Source organism: Mesorhizobium sp. CNPSo 4671, assembly GCF_057784245.1.
Window position 1 is genome coordinate 16,584 of record NZ_JBWLUW010000012.1, and the last position, 20,200, is coordinate 36,783.

The window sequence follows — 20,200 nt, forward strand, 5'->3', positions numbered from 1 at the left end:
ACTTGAATCGATAGCCGGATTCAGTTTCGAAACGACTTGAATCAATCTGGCAACGCCTTGATTCAATATCTCAGCGTCAGCACGCCGGGCAGAATCTCGAAGGTTGCCGGTATGCGCCCGGGCGACTCACCGTCTATGTCGACCAAGGCGCCGTTCTTTTCCACATCACCCAGCGGTTCGACAACCACTTTCTTGCCGCGCAATATGGTGATGGCCGGATGGTTGCGGTGTCGGCCGCCATAAAGCAGGCGGATATCCCAGATCAGCTTCAGCTTGCCTGCCGCGCGCAGGATGACGATGTCGAACTCCCCGTCGGTCAGTTCGGCGTCGGGCGCGATCATCATGCCGCCGCCGAAGAATTTGCCGTTGGCCACCGCCACCAGCGCCATGCGCGCCTCGACCGGGGCGCCGTCGTCGACGGTGATCCGCACGTCCTGAAAGCGGTAGCGGATGAACTCGACCACGGTGCGCCACAGGAACAGCGTCTTGGCCGACATCTTGCCCTTGCGCTTGTCGGCATTGACCGCGCGGTCGGTGGCGCCCGACAGGCCAAGGCTGGCGATGTTGATGAAGTGGCGGCTGGCCAGCGCGCCATGGTCGTCGATGTAGCAGACGCGGCCGGCATCGACCTTGCGTCCCTCCGCCCCGGCGATCCGCTTCAGGGTTGCGTCCACCGCTTTCGGCAGGCCAAGCCCGCGCGCGAAATCGATGCCGGTGCCGCAAGGAATTAGGCCAAGCTCGGTCGTCTTGCCGCCCTCTTCCGACGCCTGCAGCAGCCCGTCGGCCACTTCGCTCGCCGTGCCGTCGCCGCCCGCCGCGATCACCAGGTCGAAGCCACTGGCCGCGAGGTCGATTGCAAGCCGTTCGGCGTCACCCTCGGCTTGTGTCTCGCGCAACTCGAATTCGCCGAAGTGCTTCGTCAGCGAAGCGGCGACTTCAGGCCAATGCCGTTTCAGCCGGCCGCCACCGGCTATAGGATTGAGAACCACCCCGACTTTCAAATACTCGCCCTCCCCGGCGCCGGACATCCATGTCCGATCGTTTGCCGGCATTGAAGCCCGCGCCCGTCGGCGGAGCAAGGGGCGCTGTCGGTCGGAGCACCAAAAAGCGAGGGCAGGCTGTCTAAGGCAGCCGGCTTCGAAATTCTGGGGTTCTTCGCAAACGGTCCCCGATAATCCCGCTATCCACAGGCCCAGGGCCATTCCCCAGGACCCTTACCCGGCGTACGTTAAACCCATCTCAGGCGGCCACTGATCGCCAAGCCGAAAGGCGAAAGTGAAAGGCGGATTTCCTGAGGCCCGTACGGCCCGAAGCGAGAACAGGCTTGCCTGTTTCGAGGGACGGTAGCCGAGACCTACGGGGCCGCGGAAAGCGTGCCAACGCCGACGGCGGACCGATGCTGCCATGAAGGACGGCAAAAACCTTCGATGGCCGCAGGGCAAAGCCCGCAAGGGTGGAGACCGGCGAGGTCCCGAACGGACGCTGCTCTCGGGTGGCGGACTGGCAGGACCGTCAAAATCAAGGCCGGCATGGCGCGACGACTTTACGGAAGTTGCTGCCGCGACCGTGTCCTGATCTGACAGGGAGGCGCTGGGAGAAATCCCGGCGCCGACTGTCTTTTGGCCCATCCCACACAATTTTCACGGTGTTTCCGGTTGGGGCTGCAACCGGCGCCAAAATCGGCTAACGTTTTACGTCAATTGAAGGGGGGTACTTCATGACGTTGATCCAGAAGCTTGCGGTTGCCTATGCTTTCCTGTTCTTCGGCGTCGTGGCCATCGGTTACATACCGGCGTTCAACGATGCCAACGGCAATCTGTTCGGCCTGTTCTCATTGCAATGGTATGACGACCTGCTGCACGCCTTCTCCGGCGCCTGGGCGTTGGCCGCCGCCTTCGTCTCGCACCGCCTGGCGGTTTTCTATTTCAAGCTGTTCGGCTCGGTCTATCTGTTCGACGGCGTGCTCGGGCTGATCACCGGCTCCGGCTGTCTCGATGCCGGCATCTTCATCAACGGCTTCCGCTCCCTCAACGACATCGAATTCCCTGCCCGCTTCTTCGCCAACCTGCCGCACATCGTCATCGGCGGCTTTGCCGTCTATGTCGGCTTCTGGCTGTCGAAGCGCATACACGACCACTTCGCCACGGCCTGACCGGCCATGTTCCTGTTCCGCTGGCTGAAGCGCATCATCAAGACGATCGTCTGGCTGATCGTCATCGTCATCCTCATCCCGGTCGTCGGGCTGAGCTATGGCTTCCTGACTACGCCGTCGCTCGACAAGACGCCGCTGCCCGGCATCGCCGATGGCGCGCCGGCCAAGGCGCTGGCCGACAAGGTCCGCGCCGAAATTGCCGGCTACCAAAGGCCGGAGGAATCGACCTTCCTCACCTACCCCGAATGGGCGATCGTCTACGCCGCGCGCGAATATGCCGGCTTCGTCGCCAAGGACCAGCCGAGCGGCTTTCCCTACTGGTCCTATGTCGGCCGCTTCTGGCAGGACTACGCGACGGTGATCCGCGCCAGTTCTCCCTACAAGTTCAACTACGCCAACCATCAGATGCTGGTCATCATCGGCATCAGCCACTCGATCGAGCACATATTGCAATGGGCTTATGAGAACACGGTCGGCCGCATCACCGAGGCGACATCGGCCAAGCGCACCGCCGCCGACATTTACCAGGCCAGGGTGGCGGCCAACTACGCCGCCTTCCTCGACCAGGTGCCGTGGTACCAGTTCCCCTATGCCGAAAAGCGCGCCGGCCTGTTTGCGGTGCAGCCGGCGCCGGGTGACAGCTCCGTGCGCACCAGCGAACGCAAGCTCGCCTTCGGCCTCGCCGATACCATCAAGCAGGGCTATGCCGACCTGATCAAGAAGGCGCTCGCAGCGACCTCCGACCCGGCCTTCCTCGACATCCATGTCTGGGCCAAGGGCCCGGTCGGCGAAGCCACCCGCAACGAGCCCGACACCTTGCTGGAACGCGACTACGGCGCCGGTGGCACCATCTTCGTCACCAAGCGCTATCAGGTGTTCACCGACATGATCCCGCGGCTGATCGACAAGGGCGTCTCCTTCGTCGAGATCGGCGGCAATGACGAGATCATGGTCACGGTGCTCTCGACCGACGCGATCGCCGTTCCCGAAGGCATGCGTATCCTGTTCAGCTATCCGCTGCCGGCGGACACCTCGACGCGCCGCACCGGCATGGTCGTTGCCGTGCGCAAGCTGCATCTGGTGCTGCCGTCGCTCATGAAAGCGGGCGCAAAACTCGAACACGTCTACGATTATTGAGGCCTTTCGGCCACGCCCGGCCAGGATCAGCCGTACCGCCATGCTCATTCCACAATCGCGGCCAAATCCCGCCTTGTTCGCGCGCGATGGAATGGTGCATGTTGCCTGAAGGGCGACATGCACCTGAATGGGCTGCCGGGGGGCATCTCGAAGGGACAAGACCGTGATCAAGACCGCCCTTGTCGCCATGACCATTGTCGGCTGCGACTGTGACGCCAAGCTGTGCGAATATATCGGCGAGACGCCGGCCAAGTGGTCGACCATCGCCGAGTGCGAAGCCGCGATGAAGAGCCAGATCCTGCACCAGCGCAATTTCAACTATCCGCTGGTGTCCGGCATCTGCCGCACCAAGGGTTCCTCGTCCTCCTCGCAACTGGCCGCCACCGCATCCCGCCCGGAACTGAAACCTGCCAGCAGGGTCGTCCGGACGGAAAACCCGCTGCCGCCGGAACTGGGCCATCGGCCGAGCGTCCCGGTCGGCACCCCGACGACGGCCGTCGAAGCGGACGCCGCCCGGCCCGTTGCCTATGAACAGGTGGTCGATGGCGGTACCGGCGTGCTCTACCGCACCAAGAACGGCTATGCCGTGGTCAAGACCGATCTCGGCCGCGCGGCTTCCGCGACCGCCGACGCGGCAAAGCGTTCGGTGAACTGGCTGGCTGGCCTGGTGCCGACGGGGCTATAGAGCAATTCCAGGAAAAGTGTGAAACGGTTTTCCGTCCGGAATTGCGTCAAGACACAATAGCTCCCTACATCTTGACCTTCAGCTTCTCCCAGAACTTGTCGATCAGCGGCTGTTCGGTGGCCAGGTCCTCGCTGCCGACGCGCGTGATGAACAACAGCCCCTGATCGGCAAGGCCGTAGCCGACGATCTCGAAATACGCGGTCTCGGTGCGTGTCTTCACCTCGGCGCGGATGCCGGTCAGCTCCTTGCCGTCGGCGAGCTTGCGTGTCGTCGGCTGCTGCGTCAGTTCGGCACCGGCCTGCACCGATTCCCTGGTCATCTCCTGCAGCATCAGCTGGTTGAGCGACACCGGGTTCATCTTGCCATATTCCTGCACCACGACGATCGTGCCGAGCGCCGAGGCCATCAGATATTGCGTGATGTTTTCGCCGAGATCGGTCTTGGTCACCGAAATGCTGCTCGGATGGACGAAGGAGAAACTGTCACCGGAAAAGGTGGCGAAGTCGTTGCGTTGCAGCGTCACCTTGCTCTGTTTTCCGCCAGGCAGCGTCACCGTTGTGCTCTCGCCGGGATCGATGTCGACGGCCACACCGTCGATCGTCAATTTGAACGCCTTGAGGTCTTCGGCTCCGGCCGGTCCAGCGCACAGCGCGATAAGAGTGAGGGCTGCCGCCGATACCATCCGCATGATTGTTCTCCTGCTTACGCCACCCCGCTCAGCGCCTTGATGGCACGGTGGAAGGTCGAGGAAAACAGTTCCGTCGGGTCATAGTGCCGTTTCGCCACCAGGAAGGCCGGCAGTTCGGGATAGGAGGCCAGCAATTCCCTGGCCGTGTAATGCAGCTGGTAGGGCAGGAAGAAGCGCCCGCCATGCTTGATCGTCACATCGATCAGCGCCCGCGTCAGCGCTCGCATCCTGGCATTGCCGTCGGCATCGGTCGGCTGGTTGATATAGAGCACCAGCGAATAGGCCGGCTCAGGCGCATAGGTCAGCGCCACATCCTCCTTGTGGACGATGCGCACCGAGGCGTTGAGCACCGGCAGCGACTGGTTGCGCAGGATCTCGCCCGCTTCGGTGATGAATAGATTATACGCAGCGCGTGGAATAAAATATTCGTGCAGGATGTCGGTCTCGTCCATCAGGTCGTTGAACAGATACGGCACCGAATCGTGCATCGGGTTGTTGCGGGTGACGAGGCAGGCCTCACCCTGGGCCATCGCCGTCGTGCGCGCCACCGTGCAGTTCTCGAATTTCGGTTCCAGCGTCTTTTCGGTGAACCACTTCAGCTCCTGGAACAGGCTGCCCCATTTCGCCAGATTGATGATCACCCGCTTCAGCCCGACCGAGCCCGGTTCGCCGATATCAGGCTGGTCGGCCGGCGGCTCTTCGGCCACCTTGTCGTAGCGGTAGACGATCATGTCCTCGAGGAAGTTGCCCGGCGCCGTCGACAGATGGCCGTAGAACAGGCCGATATCCTTGTTCGGCTCCAGCACCTCGACAAAGAACCTTGGGAAATCGTCGGATTTGATGATTTCGCGCGAGGTGCGATAGACGGCGTTGTCGACGATGTCGAGCGTCGCCTCCAGCACCACGCCGAACAGGCCATAGCCGCCGACGACATGACGGAACAGGTCTGTGTTTTCGGTTGGCGAGCAGGTCGTCACCGACCCGTCGGCCAGCATCACCCGCATCGAGCGGATCGAGCCGGCCACCGAACCCGCCTGGTGATCCATGCCATGCGCGTTGACCGACAGCGAGCCGCCGACCGAAAAAATGTCGGTCGACTGCATCGCCTTCACCGCGAAACGCGGATGCAGCATGTTCTGGATGTCGTGCCAGCGTGCGCCCGGCTGCAGCCTCATGGTCCTGGCCGACGCGTCGACGCTGACCTTGTTGAATTTCTTGAGGTCGAGCACCAGCGCATTGTCGTCGAAGGCATGCCCGCCCATCGAATGGCGGATCGCGGCCAGCGACACTTTCAGCCCGTTGGCCCGCGCGAAAGCCAACGCGTTGGCGATATGGTCCTCCTCGCTGACCTCGACGACGCCATAGACCGGCGTTCGCGACAGCCCGCTGGCATCGTTGATGTCGCCGCCTTTGGCCGACCAGGGCAGCGAAGGATCGAAGGCCGGCGGACTGGCGATCGGTTTCAGCGGCAGGGCAATGCCGTCGATGTCTGAGATACGGCCGGCATTCTTCGGTCCCGAAGGCCCGCGCGCCAGCCGCGCCATGGTGGTTCCGCCCCACAGCACCGCGCCGCCGACGACAGCCGCACCGAGCACCAACCGGCGCGACAGGCGGAACCCCTTCTGTTCGTCAGCCATGCAGATCCCCCGTTGGCCAAGGGATAGCGCGGCTCTTTGGCAAAAACCATAGGGCGCGTCGGGGCAGCGTTCCGCCACCCCAATGGCCGGCGATGAGCGATCAGGAGCATGAAAATGGCCGATCCCCGAAGGAACCGGCCAAGACTGGAGCAGGGTCTGAAAAGTCCGGTCAGCAGGTCTGCCGACGCATGATGCTCGTGTCTAGGAGGCCTTCTTGATGGACGTCACCATGCCGGTCTTGTCATCGACGGTTACCGCCACTTTGGCGCCGACCTTCAGTTTGCCGATCTTTGCTTCCGGCGACAGCTGGTAGATTTTGCCGTCGTCAAGCGTGATCGACTTGGTCGTCGGATCGACGGCCTGAATGGTGCCCTGAACGGACGCGGCATAGGCCGTACCGAGGAAGGCGAGCAGAGCGGCGGTGGTTGCGAGGGTCTTCTTCATCGATAGCACTCCGTGCTGTTTCGGTTCCGTTCGGTGCTGAAGCCGCCGCCTTTGGGAACGGCAGCACCGAACAGCCCGAAACTGGAACGGAAAGCCTGCTGCCCGCAAATCACTTTGAGTGAACTTTCGCAAAGGAAATCATAGGCTTAATTCTGACACATTGCTTGCGGGTCAACAAGGCTGATGTCATCTCGCGGCCAATCGCATCAGCGATTTTTGTCATGAAAAGAGTCCGTTAGATGTCGTCTGACGGTCGTCATGCCACTGCCGTATTTGCTACCCGGTGGGATCACAAAAAATGTTGCGGGAAATCGACGAGACACGTTTTATTTCACCGCCGGCTAGCCTTCGTCCTTCGCCCCGATCTTGCGCACCAGTGCGGCCGTCGCCAGCATGGCGCCCATATCCGAGATCATCGGCGCGACATGCCTGGTGTAGTCGAGCGGCACCGATATTTCGGGCAGTTCGAAGAAATTCTTCGCCTGCGGCAACAGCAGGAAACCGTCGCCGCCATTGAGCGCGACGCGGGCGGGATCGTCCGGCCAGGTCTCACCCAGCCATTTCAGCGCCTGCGCCAGCCGGCCCATCACCAGCGGCCGCGCCGCCTCGACATTGTCGGTGCGGAATTCATAGGCTGCGTCGAGCAAGGGCTCGCCCGACGACAGCTCCTGCAGTTTGGACCCGAACAGGCCGCGGAAGAAGCCGACGACCGCATTGTTCCGCCGCGTCGCCACCAGGATCCCCGGGAACGGCTCGACGGCCTCGAAGGCGACGATGACGCCCTTGAAGGCCGTCGATGAGCCCTTGCCGGTGCCTTCCCGCAGTTCCGCCTCGTAGAGCTCGAACGGAAACCCTTCGTAGCCGCCGGAGACGACATCGTCGAAGGTTTGCCGGTTGAAAGGCCCGACCGCCTCGCGCGGCAGCCGGTCGAACGAGTTCGGCCTGCCGCCGTGCTGGTAGCGCACATCCCTAATGAAGCCGAAGATGATCGGCAGCAGTGTGTCGCGGAACGATTGCTGCAGCCGCGTCGCCGGCTTCATCGCCTGGAAATAGAGCAGGATCGAAGAAGCGAAGCCGATGACATAGAGGAACACATGCGGCGTCGAGAACCATTGCTCGTTGGGATCGGCGACCTTGTTGAATAGCCAGGCGATCACCACCACGGTCACCAGCACCAGCCCGACGAACAGCGGCACCCGCCAGCGCACCTGCCGCACCGCCGAAGCCCGCGCCGCCTCATAGGCTTCGATGTTCTTCCGGATGCCGGCGATGACTGTCTCATCAGGCATGAAATCCGCTGCTTCCACGGCCACCCCCGCAAGCCTTGACAGGTTCATGATAGCGGGTTTTGCAGGAGAGGCGCCAGACGGATGGCGCTTCTTCCTTCTCCCCTTGCGGGGTGAGCAGCCGGTTCGCGAAGCGAATTCATCGTGCCAGTGGCACGATGAAAGGCCAGCGAACGCCGGGACGCTGCGAAGCAGCGGGGATCCGGCAGGTGGATCGACCACCCCGGCCCTTCGCATGGCTCAGGGCGTTCGAAGCTCGAAAAGCCAAGCAATTGGCTTTTCGTCCGCTACGCGGACCGCTTCTCACCCCACAAGGGGGGAAGGGAAGATCGCGCCCAGCCGCCCCTCGACCTTTCCCCTCATCGCGCCCTCCAGTCGCTCCACCGGCACCAGCCGTTCATGATCCCCGTCCCGCAGCCGTACGAACGGCTGCATCCGGTAAGCCGCAATCGCACCGCGCGCCCCCTCCTCCGTACTGACATCGACAACGAAAATTCCGCCAATGCGCCCCGGCCATGGCTGCCGGGCAAGGGCGGTGCCAAGGAAATCGCCGAGTCCATAGGCGACAATCGCGTCGCCGATCCGCTCCATCGGCTGCACCACATGGGCGTGATGGCCGGCGATCAGCCCAACGCCCTGCCCGGCCAGGCGCCTCGCCAGTGCCCGCGTCCTGGCGCGCGGAAAGTGGCGGAACTCCCAGTCCCAGTGCGGCACGGCGCAGAGAAGATCGAAGCCGCGCGGCCAGCGCTCTGCATCGCTGGCCATCGAAACGCGCCCGGCAAACAAATCTTCACCCGCATTGCGCCACAGCGTGAAGGCCGCCAAGCCGACGTTGAGCGGTCCAACTTTGACGGACTGCACCGGGCCGTCGGCGGCAAGGCCGATGCTGCGGATGCCGAGCCGCTTCAGCGCCGCCACCGTCTTGTCGATACCGGCGACGCCCTGGTCGAGCACGTGATTGTTGGCCAGCGACAGCACGAGTTTCTCGTGCGCGATACCGACCGCCGCCAGCGCCTCGGCCAGAAACCGCTCGCTCATCGCATGATGCGTACCGAGCTTCGTGCCGAGCACCGCGCTCGGCCTGTCTACGACAGGGCTTTCGCAATTGCCGATCACCAGATCGGCAGTGCCAAGCAGTGCCTTGATCGCCGGATCGCAATCCGGCGCCCGGCGGTTGGCCACCGCCGAGATGTCGCCGATGAAGGCCAGCCGCACCGTCTCTCTTGGTGGTGGCTCCATCAACGTCCCCGCCATCGGCGCAAACCCGTTGCCATCACCGCCAAGCGACGGCTTCAGGAAACGCGGCAGCCAGGACAGTTTGTAGGAAAGCGGATAGTTCGACACGCGACGCTCAATCGTTTGCCTTGTGTAGACGGTCTGCCGGACAGGTTGAAGCGTGTCCGTCGACAATCGCACATCTTCGACGATGACCCGCTGGGCCACATCGACACCGTCGGGCGCGACGCCACAAATGGTGTATATTTGCTCCGCGCGACACATATGTTTTGGGGGAAAAGATGAACAGAATTTCGAGCCTGCTGGCATCCGCCTTTATTGTTCTTCTGCCATTGTCCTCGGCGCATGCCGCCATGCCCGAAGCGGCAACCGCGCTGTTCGAGGCAAAGACCGTGGCCGCGCGCGACAGCGCGCTGTCGACGTTGGAAGCCGCCGCGCCGAAGGATCCGGCATCGACCTATGCCGCCGGCGCCGGCGAATTCTTCACCGCACTTGAGCTGCTCGCCAGCGGCTTGCACCGCCGTGGCTTCGAGAGCCCGCAATCCTTCATGCTGCCGCTGATGCAGTTGCCGGTACCCTCCAATCCCAATCCCGAGCCGCTGACCTACGAAGAGTTCCGCGCCTTATTGGTCGCCTTCCGCGACCGGCTGGAGAAATCCGCCGCGACGCTGGGCTCGGTACCCGCCGACGCCGATATCGGCATGGTCATCGACCTCACCCATGTCGGCATCGACCTCAATGAGGACGGCACCATCGCGCCGGATGAAAGCATGGCGGCGATCATGGCCGCGCTGTCGCACGGCAGCATTTCGCCAGGCGACAGCGCACCCGCGCTCACCTTCCGTTTCGACCGCGCCGACGGTTACTGGCTGCAGGGCTATGCCGAGTTCCTGATGGCCCAGGCCGATTTCTGGCTGGCGCATGATTTCAAAAACACTTTCGACGGCTCGTTCCACATGCTGTTCCCGCGCGCCAAGCTGCCGTTGCAGGACATCCTTGTGCCGCCGCCGAGCGAGATGGGCTCGAGCATCTTCTCCTCGGAATGGCGCATCGCCGACTTCATCTCGATGGTGCACATGATCAACTGGCCGGTGGTCGAGCCGGAGCGCCGCAAGGCGGCACGCCGCGAATTGCTCGAAATGATCCAGTTGTCGCGCGAGGACTGGAAGGCCATCCGCGCCGAGACCGACAATGACCGCGAGTGGCTGCCGGGACCGCAGCAGAAGGGTGCGAACCCGCTGACCGGCCTCGAAGTCGGCGAGGAACAGGTGCAGGCCTGGCTCGCCACCTTGACCATGGCCGAGGACCTGCTCGAAGGCCGCGCGCTGCTGCCACATTTCCGCATCACCGGCAAAGGCATCAACATGAAGCGCTTCTTCGACGAGCCGAAGACCTTCGACCTGGTGCTGTCGATCACCGGCCCTGGCATCGCGCCCTATCTCGAAAGCGGCAAGATCCTGACCAGCGAGGATTTCGACCAGATCCAGCGCGAGTTCGGCGGTGGCGGGTTTTTGACATTCGCGTTGTGGTTCAACTAGAGAGGTCATCTCAAGTCGCGGAGCGCGCGCTGCAAGGCGTGTTGAGATTCAGGTCAGGCCGAGTCGAAAACGGTGGATTCCGAGAACCGGAGCGGAGCGTACTTTTGAGTACGTGAGCACCGGAAGCGCAGGAAACCATCGTTTGCAGGCCGGCGTCACCTGAATATCAACACGCCTTAGAAAATCGCCCCCTGATAGAGCACCTGCTCCGCCTCATCAGGCGCAAACCGCCTAGCCAGCGACCGAAACGCGCTGTGCACGCCGTCGCGGTCGATGTTGCAGCTTCTCAGATGCCGCACGGCGAGCGTCGGGTCGAAGGCGCTGCGGCCGTGCAGGACGCGCTGATTGTCGAAGACCAGCACTTCGCCCGGCTGAAGCTGGTGCTGGAACTGGTTTTGCGGATCGCAGATCAGCCGCGTCAGTTCGGCCAGCGCCTCGATCAGCCCGTCGATCCGCTCCAGGGGCCCCCATTGCGGTGCGAGGCACCGGTCATTGTAGCGGATGCCGGTGACCGCGCCCGCCGCGTCGAGGCTGATGACATGCGCCTCGGCGCGGAAGAATACCTCGCCCTCATGCTCGCGATGGAAGGTGACGCCGTGCCGCGTCAAAAGGTCGAACAGCTCCGGCGTACGCGTCCGCATCAGCTCGGCGACATGAAAGCCGTCGACCATCAGCGACGTGCCGCCTGTGCCCGCGCCCGTACGGATGGCGTGGAAAAAGATGAAGCCCGGCGGGGAATAGCGGAACGGCTCGTCCGTATGCGGGATCTGCGCCCGCGCCGTCTCGCCCGCCACGCGTGCGTCCGGCCGCGAGATCAGGTCGAACACCTTGCCGTAGCTGGTCTCGCGGATCGGCCCGTAGCGGCCGGCAACCCGCACTGTTGCTTCCGTCTCGGCCGGCACGCCGGTCAACATGGCGATACCGTGGTCGCGCAGCGCCCTAAGCGACTGGAACAGCGCTTCGTCATCTGCGACCACCGCATCGAAGGCGAAACGGCCGAGCCGCCCAGCAAGGTCGCTGTGCCACAGCTGCGGCTGGAAACGGACCGGGCCGGAGCCGCTAACATGGCTCGCCAGAAAGGCCGCGCCGTAATGCGAGACATGCCCATCCTGCCAGATGGCGGTGACCTGCCCGGGAGCGGAGACATCGAAGCTCTCGGCATGGATTTCCTTGCCGACATCGGCCGGCGTCAGCCACCTCTTGCCCGAGGCGGTGTCGCCGCATTCACCGCATTCGCAGGCGAGCCGCAGCCAACGCGTAGGGAGTTTTGCCGAGCGGCCGTCCGCCAGTTCGACGGCAATGCGTGGGCCTTCCGCGCGCATGGCGCGGATCGGCGCGCTGGCATGTCTTTGCTGGCTTGCTTGCTTTGGCGTGTAGAGCATCTGGTGTCCCCTGCGGTTGAATTTCTTCGACCAGCCTAGGGAGCGAAAAGCCCATGTTCAAACGAGTTCCCTTCCTCAAGTTTTGAGGTAAATTCAAAACATGACGATACTGCGAGATTTGCCGCTTTCCGGTTTACGGGCGCTGGTGGCTGCCGCCAGGGCCGGCAGCCTGACGCGCGCCGCCGAAGAGTTGGGCGTCACGCCCGGCGCCATCGGCCACCAGATCCGGCAGTTGGAAGAACGGCTCGGCGCCAAGCTGGTGCGGCGCGAAGGCAATGGCATCGTTCTCACCCGTGCCGCAGAGGCCGCCCTGCCCGACATCGACCGCGGCTTCGACGCGCTCGCCTCCGGCATGCGGCGGCTGCGCTTCGAACGGCAGGCCGGGACCTTCACCATCTCGGCCGATCCCTCCTTCGCCTCGCTTTGGCTCGCGCCACGCCTTGCGATGGTGCGGCCGGCCCTGGGGCGGCTCGAGGTCCGCATCGTCGCCTCCGTCGGGCTCGACGCCATGGCGGAGGAAGGCGTCGACCTCGCCATCAGCTACCGCAAGGGCGCGGCATCGGACATCGCGGCGCTCGACCTCTTCACCGAACGGGTCATCCCGGCCTGCGCGCCGGCGCTGGTCGAGAGGCATGTCGGTCCAGACAGGGCCGAAATGCTGGACAGGATGCCGCTGCTGCATATCGACCCGACGATGGGCGACGATGTCTATCCCACATGGCGGGGCTGGTTCACGGCGGCGGCGCGGCAAAGGAAAGACATCGACCAGGGTCCGCGCTTCGGGTTGACCATCGTCGCGGCGCAAGCGGCGATCGCCGGTATGGGCGCGCTTCTGGCCAGCGAATTGGTGTTGCGCCGCCATCTCGACGCGGGCCATCTCGTCGAAATCGCGCGCGAAATACCGGCACTGACCATCAAGCGTCGCATCGTCTGGCCTGAACACGGCCCGAAGGCACGCCGCGCCGCGGCGGTGGCGGCGGCACTCCTGGCGGCGGCTGACACCGGCATCGATGGCGCCCTGCCCGCTTGAAACTCTAGAAAAACCGCCGCTGGAGCCGCAGCAGCCCGGCCAGGGCGGCGACTATCAGCGCGTTCGATATCACGCCGATCGCGGCGGTCGTCCAGGCGACATCACCCGACTGGCCGAATATGACGAACGGAAATCCGGCGGCGATGACGACGATCGCCGCGAGCAGTCCAAGCCAGCCCATGCCCGGCCGCTTGACCAGGCGGCTGAGGAAATAAGCGATCCCGATCAGCAGGATCCTGAGCGGGTCCAATATCTGGGTGATGACAATGGCGGTCAGAAGCATGGCAAGAGGTCTTAGCGCGCAAACCCGTGCAGCCGGGCGAGCAACCACTGCAGCGGATTGCCGACGATCGCCCGGGTGACGAAACTGTCGTGGGCGGCATCCGAGGCGAGGAAGGCGACGGTGCCGGCTTCAAGGCGGCGGGGCGGATCGGAGCTGGCGTTGACGCCCTGACCCGCCAGCAACTGCCGGATCTCGGCATTGCCGGAGGCCGAGGATTTGCCGTAGGCGCTGACGAAGAAACGCTTCCGGTGCTGCGCGACCCAGTTGGCGAAAATGTCGGCCTCGTCGAAGACGGCATCGAGCAGGATGACACCGAGCAGGCGTCCGCTGATATCACCATTCTTGAGAATGGAAGCTGCCGGGTTGTAGCCCCCACTATAGGCCACCAGCACCACCGGCATGGTGTCGAACCTCGCCGCCTTGGCGACGGTCAGCCTGGCCAGTCCTTGCGCGGCCTCAGCCATGAATTTAGCAAAATAGCCCGGAGTCCAGAAATTGCCGGCGCTGGAATCCTGCGCATTGCTGGCGAATTGCGGCGCCACCAGAACGGCATTGAGGCCGGACGCCTCGACCTGCGCGACCACACGCTGGCGGCCGACCACATCGCGCTGCAAGGTGGCGCCATTGCCGTGAAAGAACACCACGATGACCGCCGGCTTGGCCGGATCGAACCCTTTCGGCACCGCCAGCAGCGTCGAGCGGTCGGAATAGGTCTCGTCTTCCCAGTAGATGCCGCCGCGCGGCGAGGTGTGGCCGCGCCTTCCGTCCGCCGCCGTGACGTCGAGGAACGGCGCCTCGCCGTCGGGCAGCTCGCCCCGGTAGGGAAAGGGTGATGCCTTGAACGGCACGATGGTCGAGATGGCCTTGTGCAAGCGTGCCCCCTCACTTGCCACCGGAAACGCCGCCGTGGCCAGCAATCCGGCAACGATGGCGCGCCGGTCCGGCATCAGGCCGCCACCAGCCGCAAATCAGGTGCCTTCGACGGCAGCAGCACGGCGAAGAAGGCCGGGATGGCGATGAGATAGGCGATCGCCGACCATTGCAGCACGGCGCTCAGCCCAAAGCTGGTGGCGACGATCGGCACGGCGGCCGAGCCGATCACTGAGAAACAGCCATTGATGCCCCAGGCCCAGACGAACAGATGCTCCTTGCCCAGCCGCGCCAGCCAGGTCATGGCGGTGGCCATCGGCATGCCCATCAGGAAGGCCGGTGGCGACACCAGCAGGAAGCAGAGCAGCAGCCGCACCGCATAGGGATAGGCGCCGATCCAGTCGAGCACCGGCGAAAGATAGAAGCCGTAGGCGAGCAGCAGCAGGCAGACCGCCAGCAGGACAACCGGCAGCAGCGTTCTGGCGCGGTCGAAGATGCGCTCGGCAAACAGGCTGCCGAGACCGGAAAAAACCAGCATCGAGGAGATCAGCACCGAGGCCGAAACGGTCGGATTGGCGAGCGCCACGGTGAAGCGGCTGATCAGCCCGACCTCGACCATGATGTAGCCGAGGCCGAGACAGGCGAAATAGAGGATGGTGCCGAGCTTGCCGCGCGAGCGCGAGAAGACGATGCGCCAGCCGAGGATCACGGGCAGCAGCACCAGCGACGCCGCCGTGATGCAGGCAATGCCGAGCGTCGCCCAGATCAAGAGATAGCCCCAATCGTCCTGGAACAGGTCGAGCCGGTCCAGCGTGCGCGGCAGGTCGGCGACCTTCACATAAGCGGCGAAATAGGGCTGGTCGTTGCTCAGCGCCCGTGCGTCGAAGACATAGTCACCGGCAAGTTTTTCCCAGCCGCCGGTCAACAGCGCGTGCCAGGCCATGCGCTGCAGTTCCGTCGCCGGCAGCACCTGCGGGCCGGTGTCGCCGCCGGCGCCCGCACAGGCATCGAGCGTCGGATCGGCCGGCGCCGTAGGGTCGCAATCGGGGTTGACCGGGGCGGTCGGGTCAGCGGGCGCGGTCGCATCGGCGGCCGGCTGCTGCGTCAGTGTCGCGTCCTGTCCGCTGCCGAAGATCGAGGCGCGGTAATCATCGAGCACCTTTTGCGCGCCCGAACCGTCATAAACCATTCCGGGATAATAGACCTCCTCCCAAGACATCGACTTGGTGTAGTCGCGCAGCGTCTTGATCTCGGCCTCGGTGAAGCCGCCGCGCTTGAACAACACGGTCGTGGTCGAGAGGTAGCTCGACACGGCGAAGATGTCGTTGGCCGCACCTTGCGGGTCGAAGGTTTTCGCTGCCTCGGCGACGGTCGAATAGAGCTTCAGCACCGATTTCGGCGGCTCTTCCTTGTTCCACAAGGTGACCGACAGCACACCGCCATCGGCCAGCGCGTGCATGTAGCTCAGCATCGCTTCACGCGTGTAGGCATATTTCTCCGAGATGGCGAAGCCGCCGGGATTGGACAGGCCGACACTGTCGGCGAGGCTGAGGTCGATGACGTCGTAGCGCTCCGTCGTGTTGGCGAGGAACAGCCGCCCGTCATAGTCGATCACCCTCAGCCGCGGCTCGGCGAGGATATCGCCGGTGACATCCTTCAACACCGGGTCGCGGAACGCCCGCAATGTCATTGGGTTGCTCTCGGCGACGGTCACCGAGGTCGAGCCGGCATTGAGCGCGGCCTGCGTGGAGATGCCGCCGCCGAACTGCACGACGAATGTTTTCGGCTTGTCCTTGATGACATAGGGATAGTGCATCGGCAGATAGCGGAAATAGACCTGCTCGGCCGGCGCCAGATTGCGCATGATGCCTTCCGGCCCGTCGCCGTCGCGATACATGCCAACATAGGTGTTGGCCGGCACTTCGGGCATGCCGAAGGCGGCATTGTCGCTCAGGCCCGGCGCGAAATGCATGTAGGAGCTGGCATAGACCTGCAGATCGCCGAAGGGCGAGACGCTACGGTAGATGCGCTTGCCGTCCGGGAAGTTGCGGGCATAGGCGACGCCCTTATACTGCGACACGGCAATGTCGGGGATGCCGAGCAGGCCGGGCAGCGTGAGGTAGCCTGATATAGACAGCGCCGCGACGACCACGCCGGCAACAACGCTCTTCCAGGCGCCGAACGCGAAGAACCACAGTAGCGAGCCGGCACCCCAGAGCAGCAGCGGCACGACGATGATGGTTTCCGGCGCGAACAGATAGAGCGACACCAGCACGACGAGGCCGGCGAGCCCCGAGCCGGTGAGGTCGGCGAAATAGACGCGGCCGAAGGCGGTGCGGCTTTTCAGGAAGACGATGCCGAGGAAGAACGCGCCGGCCAGGAACGGCAGGAGATAGAGCAGGAAATTGGCGAGCAGCCGCCATTTCTGCGCGGGGTCGGAAACCAGGAAGATGGCGTTGAACGGCACCGTCTGCGCAACGAGGTTGGAGCCGACGGCAAGCGGGCCGATCAGCAGCAGCGCCGCGGTAGCGGCACCCTGCCAGTGGCGGTCGAACCAGCCCTTGCCGGCGAAGATGACGACGCTGGACAGCGAGAAGCCGAGCATGGCGAGGCTGACCACCAGCGAGCCGAAATGCGACCAGCTGCCGACGGCGAACACCCGCATCACCGCGATCTGCAGCGCGATGATGGCGCCGGCGATCAGTCCGACCGCGAGATAGTGCGCGAGCCGCGGCGCCTCCAGCGAGGCGATGCTTGGTCGAGAGGTCGATACGACAGCCGTCATTCAGGCCCCTTGATGCGGCAACTCAACCGTTGTGCGTGCCGACGATCTGGTCGCCTTCGAGCTTGGTGAACGGCACGAACGGCACCACCTTGCCATTGTAGATGTCCGAGCGGACGATATTGAACGTGCCATCGGCAAGCTGCTGCTTGATCACCTTGAGCACGTGCTGCGCGCCCGGCGGGCCGACCGGAATGACCATCACGCCATTAGGCTTGAGCTGCTGCAGCAGCGACGGCGGAATATGGTCGATGCCGCAGGTGACGATGATCTTGTCGAACGGGCCGACGCTTTCCCAGCCATAATAGCCGTCGGCATTGCGGCTGGTGACTGAGCCGAACACGCTGTAGCCGCGATCGATCAGCCCGTCATAGGTGCGCCGCGTGCGCTGCGCCAGCGGATTGATGATCTCGATCGTGTGCACCTTGTCGGTCAGGTTGGCGAGATAGGCCGACTGGTAGCCGGAGCCGGTGCCGACCTCGAGCACGGCCTCGCCGAACTGCACGTCAATGGCCGTCGTCATGCGTCCGACCAGATGCGGGCCGGAAATGGTCACGCCATAGCCGATGTCGAGGAAGGCATGGTCATAGGCGCGCCCCAGATTCTGCGGCAGCACGAATTCTTCACGCGGCGTCGAAAGGAAGGCGCGCTTGTTGCGGTCGTCCAGAACATCCTTGTTGTAGACCATGATCTGGAAGCGATCGAATCGCTCGGCCAAGAACTTGGGATCCTCGCCGCGATTGGCCACCATCCACTCGATGAACGCTTTTTTATCGCTCAACGGCACTTCGGCATTGCGGTCGTAGGGCACCGGCAAGGCAGCCCTGACGGTGGCTGGAAGAATGGAGAACGCCGCCGCACCCGCCGACAGCGTCAAGAAATCCCGACGCTTCATGGAAAAAGCCTCCAGAAGTGGCCTTTGCCACCCCAAAACCAAGCACTTCAACGGGATTGCACCGCCTCCCAAAACGAGTCAATGGCCGTCGGGAGGTGGGCGTCCGGGCCGGAAAATTGTTGCAAACGGGCAACAGTTTTTTGCGATACCATCGGCCTTTTTCAGCACCTTGGAATGGCGCGCCGCATTGCCGCAGGGCCCGCTGGAGCGCCTTTGCCTTAAATTAGCAAGAGCTGTTGTGCTTGACTCGGCCGTCAAAAACAGGCAGCAAACCTGGATCGGAAGGGCTGAAATACCGCGTGCATGATCGTGGACGAGCCTTTTTTGGCACAAAGTCCACGTCTCAAAGTTGGTTTTGAGAGGGATTGGTTAACCAACTTTGTCCATATTTTGAAGCAATCGGCAATCAACGACAGGCGCGGCAAACGCGTCGGGGACCACCCTGGGATCACTCGCAGAATGGTCGTCGCGGCTGACAAGGCCACGTACGGGGAAAACCGATTGGAGCGAGATTGGTTGCATGGCGTTGTCGAGTAAACACAAAATAATCTGGGACCAGCGCGAGGGCGGCGAGTTCGTCGATGCGCAGCGTGCCCCTTCCTTCAACCCGAAACGGATCGTCCGCTGGGTCGCTGTGCCCGGTGCCAGCGCCGCCGTCGGCCTGTGGCTGATCGGCACCATGGCCGGCCTCAGTTCCGTCGGCGCTTCGCTGTCGGCGACGTCGGGCGGCGGCCTGCCGCAGACGCTGGCCATGCCAGGCTCGCTGGCGATGGCCGATCCGCTGAAACAGCATTTCCTGAGATCCTCGGCGCCATTCGTGCTGGCCAATGCCCATGGTGGCGCGCAGGCCCTGCACGACCATGCCGTGCAATGCGGCGCCAGCTGCTTCAAGCTGGCCAGGGTGAGCCCGCTGGCGGAGAAATCCGCGCGCCTGGTGGCTCATGCAAAGCCGGATCAGCCAATCCTGAAGTCGAAGGCGCAGGAGCGCTTCGAACGCATGGAAGCGTCGCTGTCGCCGACCAAGCTTGCCGCTGCCTTTGCCGGCGCCGGCAAGCCTGTCGCCACGGCCGACCGTCCGGTGATTTCCAGCATCGGGGCGCAGATTACCGAGGCGTCGCTGGTGCCGTCCGTCCAGGTCGTGGCCAGCCTGTCGGATGACATGCCGGCTCCAGCGGCGGAACGCTTCGCCCGCGCCGATACCGGCGTCGTCGTCCAGACCGCGCCGGCACCGCAGGGCTTTGCCCAGTCGCAGACGCCTGACAATTCGCAACTGGCGCTGGCCCTCGTCGAGTCGATGCCGGTCGATGACGAGGCATTCGCCTCGCCGCTGCCGATGACCGAACCCTCGGCCGATGTCGCGGTCGCGCCAGTCGAGACCCAGCAGCAACAGCCCGGCGACGCCGCCGCGCTGCCGGATGCACTAACCGACGACGTGCCGCTGCCGACCCGTCGCCCGCAGTATGACACGCCGCAGCCCAAGGCCGTGGAACAGGACAGGCCCGCGCCGCAGCCCAAGATTGCTCAGCCCAAGATCGCGCAGCAGAAACCGGCGCCGCAAGCGAAGCCGGTCCAGCAGGCACAGCAGCCGACAAGGCCGGCCAGGACCGGCCGGTCTGGCGAGGGCGGCGATGTGCTGGCCTATGCCAAACCGGACATGCCCTCGGGCGGCCTTGGCCAGGCGTTCAGGAACCTGTTCAACGGGCCGGGCGGCGGAAGCGGCGCGGGCCACGGCGTCGCCGTCTATGACATCAGCGCCAAGACCGTCTACATGCCGGACGGCCAGCGGCTCGAGGCGCATTCCGGTCTCGGCGCCATGGTCGACCAGCCGCGCTATGTCCACGTCAAGGATCGTGGTCCGACGCCGCCCAACACCTACAATCTGTCGCTGCGTGAATCCCGCTTCCATGGCGTCGAGGCCATACGTCTGACCCCGGTCGGCGGCGGCAACAAGTACAACCGCGACGGCCTGCTCGCCCACACCTACATGCTGCGCGGCGGCCGCGCCGAGTCCAATGGCTGCGTCGTCTTCAGGGACTATTCCCGCTTCCTCGCCGCCTTCAAGAAGGGCAAGGTCACACGTCTCGTCGTGGTGCCGCGCCTGAACGGATCGCCGACCCAGGTAGCAACGGACAACGCCCGCGGAGCCTGACGGGAC

17 protein-coding genes are annotated in these 20,200 nt (G+C 64.0%); 6 read left to right on the forward strand and 11 right to left on the reverse strand.

What is annotated here, in order from left to right; all coding sequences use genetic code 11:
• Positions 1-62: 62 nt before the first annotated feature.
• Positions 63-1,001, reverse strand: coding sequence for a diacylglycerol/lipid kinase family protein (locus AC04SF_RS28490; RefSeq protein WP_488480617.1), 939 nt, complete (start codon positions 999-1,001; stop codon positions 63-65).
• A 716-nt stretch (positions 1,002-1,717) separates the two neighbouring features.
• Here AC04SF_RS28490 and AC04SF_RS28495 point away from each other — a divergent pair.
• The 3 genes from AC04SF_RS28495 to AC04SF_RS28505 all read left to right on the forward strand — a co-directional run bounded on the left by AC04SF_RS28495 (position 1,718) and on the right by AC04SF_RS28505 (position 3,974).
• A complete protein-coding gene (locus AC04SF_RS28495) occupies positions 1,718-2,152 on the forward strand; it encodes a hypothetical protein (protein WP_488480488.1) in 435 nt (144 codons plus the stop codon).
• 6 nt (positions 2,153-2,158) lie between these two features.
• Entirely contained in the window at positions 2,159-3,289 is a 1,131-nt protein-coding gene (locus AC04SF_RS28500; protein WP_488480489.1) for a hypothetical protein, read from the forward strand.
• 163 nt (positions 3,290-3,452) lie between these two features.
• Entirely contained in the window at positions 3,453-3,974 is a 522-nt protein-coding gene (locus tag AC04SF_RS28505) for a hypothetical protein (RefSeq protein WP_488480490.1), read from the forward strand.
• Positions 3,975-4,038: 64 nt separating this feature from the next.
• On the opposite strand, the gene AC04SF_RS28510 is transcribed toward AC04SF_RS28505, so the two are convergent.
• The 5 genes from AC04SF_RS28510 to AC04SF_RS28530 form a co-directional block, all read right to left on the reverse strand.
• A complete protein-coding gene (locus AC04SF_RS28510) occupies positions 4,039-4,662 on the reverse strand; it encodes a hypothetical protein (RefSeq protein ID WP_488480491.1) in 624 nt (207 codons plus the stop codon).
• Positions 4,663-4,676: 14 nt separating this feature from the next.
• Positions 4,677-6,299 carry an FAD-binding oxidoreductase gene (locus AC04SF_RS28515; RefSeq protein WP_488480492.1) on the reverse strand — a complete coding sequence of 541 codons (1,623 nt, stop codon included), beginning with the start codon at positions 6,297-6,299 and terminating at the stop codon, positions 4,677-4,679.
• Between the two features lie 201 nt (positions 6,300-6,500).
• A complete protein-coding gene (locus AC04SF_RS28520) occupies positions 6,501-6,743 on the reverse strand; it encodes a DUF1344 domain-containing protein (protein ID WP_027047290.1) in 243 nt (80 codons plus the stop codon).
• Positions 6,744-7,084: 341 nt separating this feature from the next.
• Positions 7,085-8,032 (reverse strand): hypothetical protein, encoded by a 948-nt coding sequence (locus AC04SF_RS28525; RefSeq protein ID WP_488480493.1) that lies wholly within the window; start codon positions 8,030-8,032, stop codon positions 7,085-7,087.
• A 300-nt stretch (positions 8,033-8,332) separates the two neighbouring features.
• Entirely contained in the window at positions 8,333-9,373 is a 1,041-nt protein-coding gene (locus AC04SF_RS28530; RefSeq protein WP_488480494.1) for a CapA family protein, read from the reverse strand.
• Between the two features lie 173 nt (positions 9,374-9,546).
• On the opposite strand from AC04SF_RS28530, the gene AC04SF_RS28535 reads away from it, so the two are divergent.
• Entirely contained in the window at positions 9,547-10,803 is a 1,257-nt protein-coding gene (locus tag AC04SF_RS28535) for a hypothetical protein (protein WP_488480495.1), read from the forward strand.
• Between the two features lie 176 nt (positions 10,804-10,979).
• On the opposite strand, the gene AC04SF_RS28540 is transcribed toward AC04SF_RS28535, so the two are convergent.
• Positions 10,980-12,185 (reverse strand): clavaminate synthase family protein, encoded by a 1,206-nt coding sequence (locus tag AC04SF_RS28540; RefSeq protein WP_488480496.1) that lies wholly within the window; start codon positions 12,183-12,185, stop codon positions 10,980-10,982.
• A gap of 100 nt (positions 12,186-12,285) precedes the next feature.
• Between AC04SF_RS28540 and AC04SF_RS28545 the strand changes: the two genes are divergently transcribed.
• A complete protein-coding gene (locus tag AC04SF_RS28545; RefSeq protein WP_488480497.1) occupies positions 12,286-13,215 on the forward strand; it encodes a LysR substrate-binding domain-containing protein in 930 nt (309 codons plus the stop codon).
• 4 nt (positions 13,216-13,219) lie between these two features.
• Here AC04SF_RS28545 and AC04SF_RS28550 read toward each other — a convergent pair whose 3' ends face one another.
• From AC04SF_RS28550 to AC04SF_RS28565, 4 genes are read right to left on the reverse strand one after another with little or no spacing between them, the layout of a single operon-like run.
• Positions 13,220-13,498, reverse strand: a complete 279-nt coding sequence (locus AC04SF_RS28550; RefSeq protein WP_488480498.1) for a hypothetical protein — start codon at positions 13,496-13,498, stop codon at positions 13,220-13,222.
• A gap of 11 nt (positions 13,499-13,509) precedes the next feature.
• Positions 13,510-14,445 (reverse strand): hypothetical protein, encoded by a 936-nt coding sequence (locus AC04SF_RS28555; RefSeq protein WP_488480499.1) that lies wholly within the window; start codon positions 14,443-14,445, stop codon positions 13,510-13,512.
• Positions 14,445-17,153 carry a spermidine synthase family protein gene (locus AC04SF_RS28560; protein WP_488480500.1) on the reverse strand — a complete coding sequence of 903 codons (2,709 nt, stop codon included), beginning with the start codon at positions 17,151-17,153 and terminating at the stop codon, positions 14,445-14,447. The genes AC04SF_RS28555 and AC04SF_RS28560 overlap by 1 nt, the downstream gene beginning before the upstream one ends.
• Before the next feature lie 22 nt (positions 17,154-17,175).
• Positions 17,176-18,045 (reverse strand): protein-L-isoaspartate O-methyltransferase family protein, encoded by an 870-nt coding sequence (locus tag AC04SF_RS28565; RefSeq protein ID WP_096449255.1) that lies wholly within the window; start codon positions 18,043-18,045, stop codon positions 17,176-17,178.
• Between the two features lie 520 nt (positions 18,046-18,565).
• Here AC04SF_RS28565 and AC04SF_RS28570 point away from each other — a divergent pair.
• Complete coding sequence (locus AC04SF_RS28570) at positions 18,566-20,194, forward strand: DUF2778 domain-containing protein (protein WP_488480501.1); 1,629 nt, start codon at positions 18,566-18,568, stop codon at positions 20,192-20,194.
• The last annotated feature ends 6 nt before the right edge of the window (positions 20,195-20,200 follow it).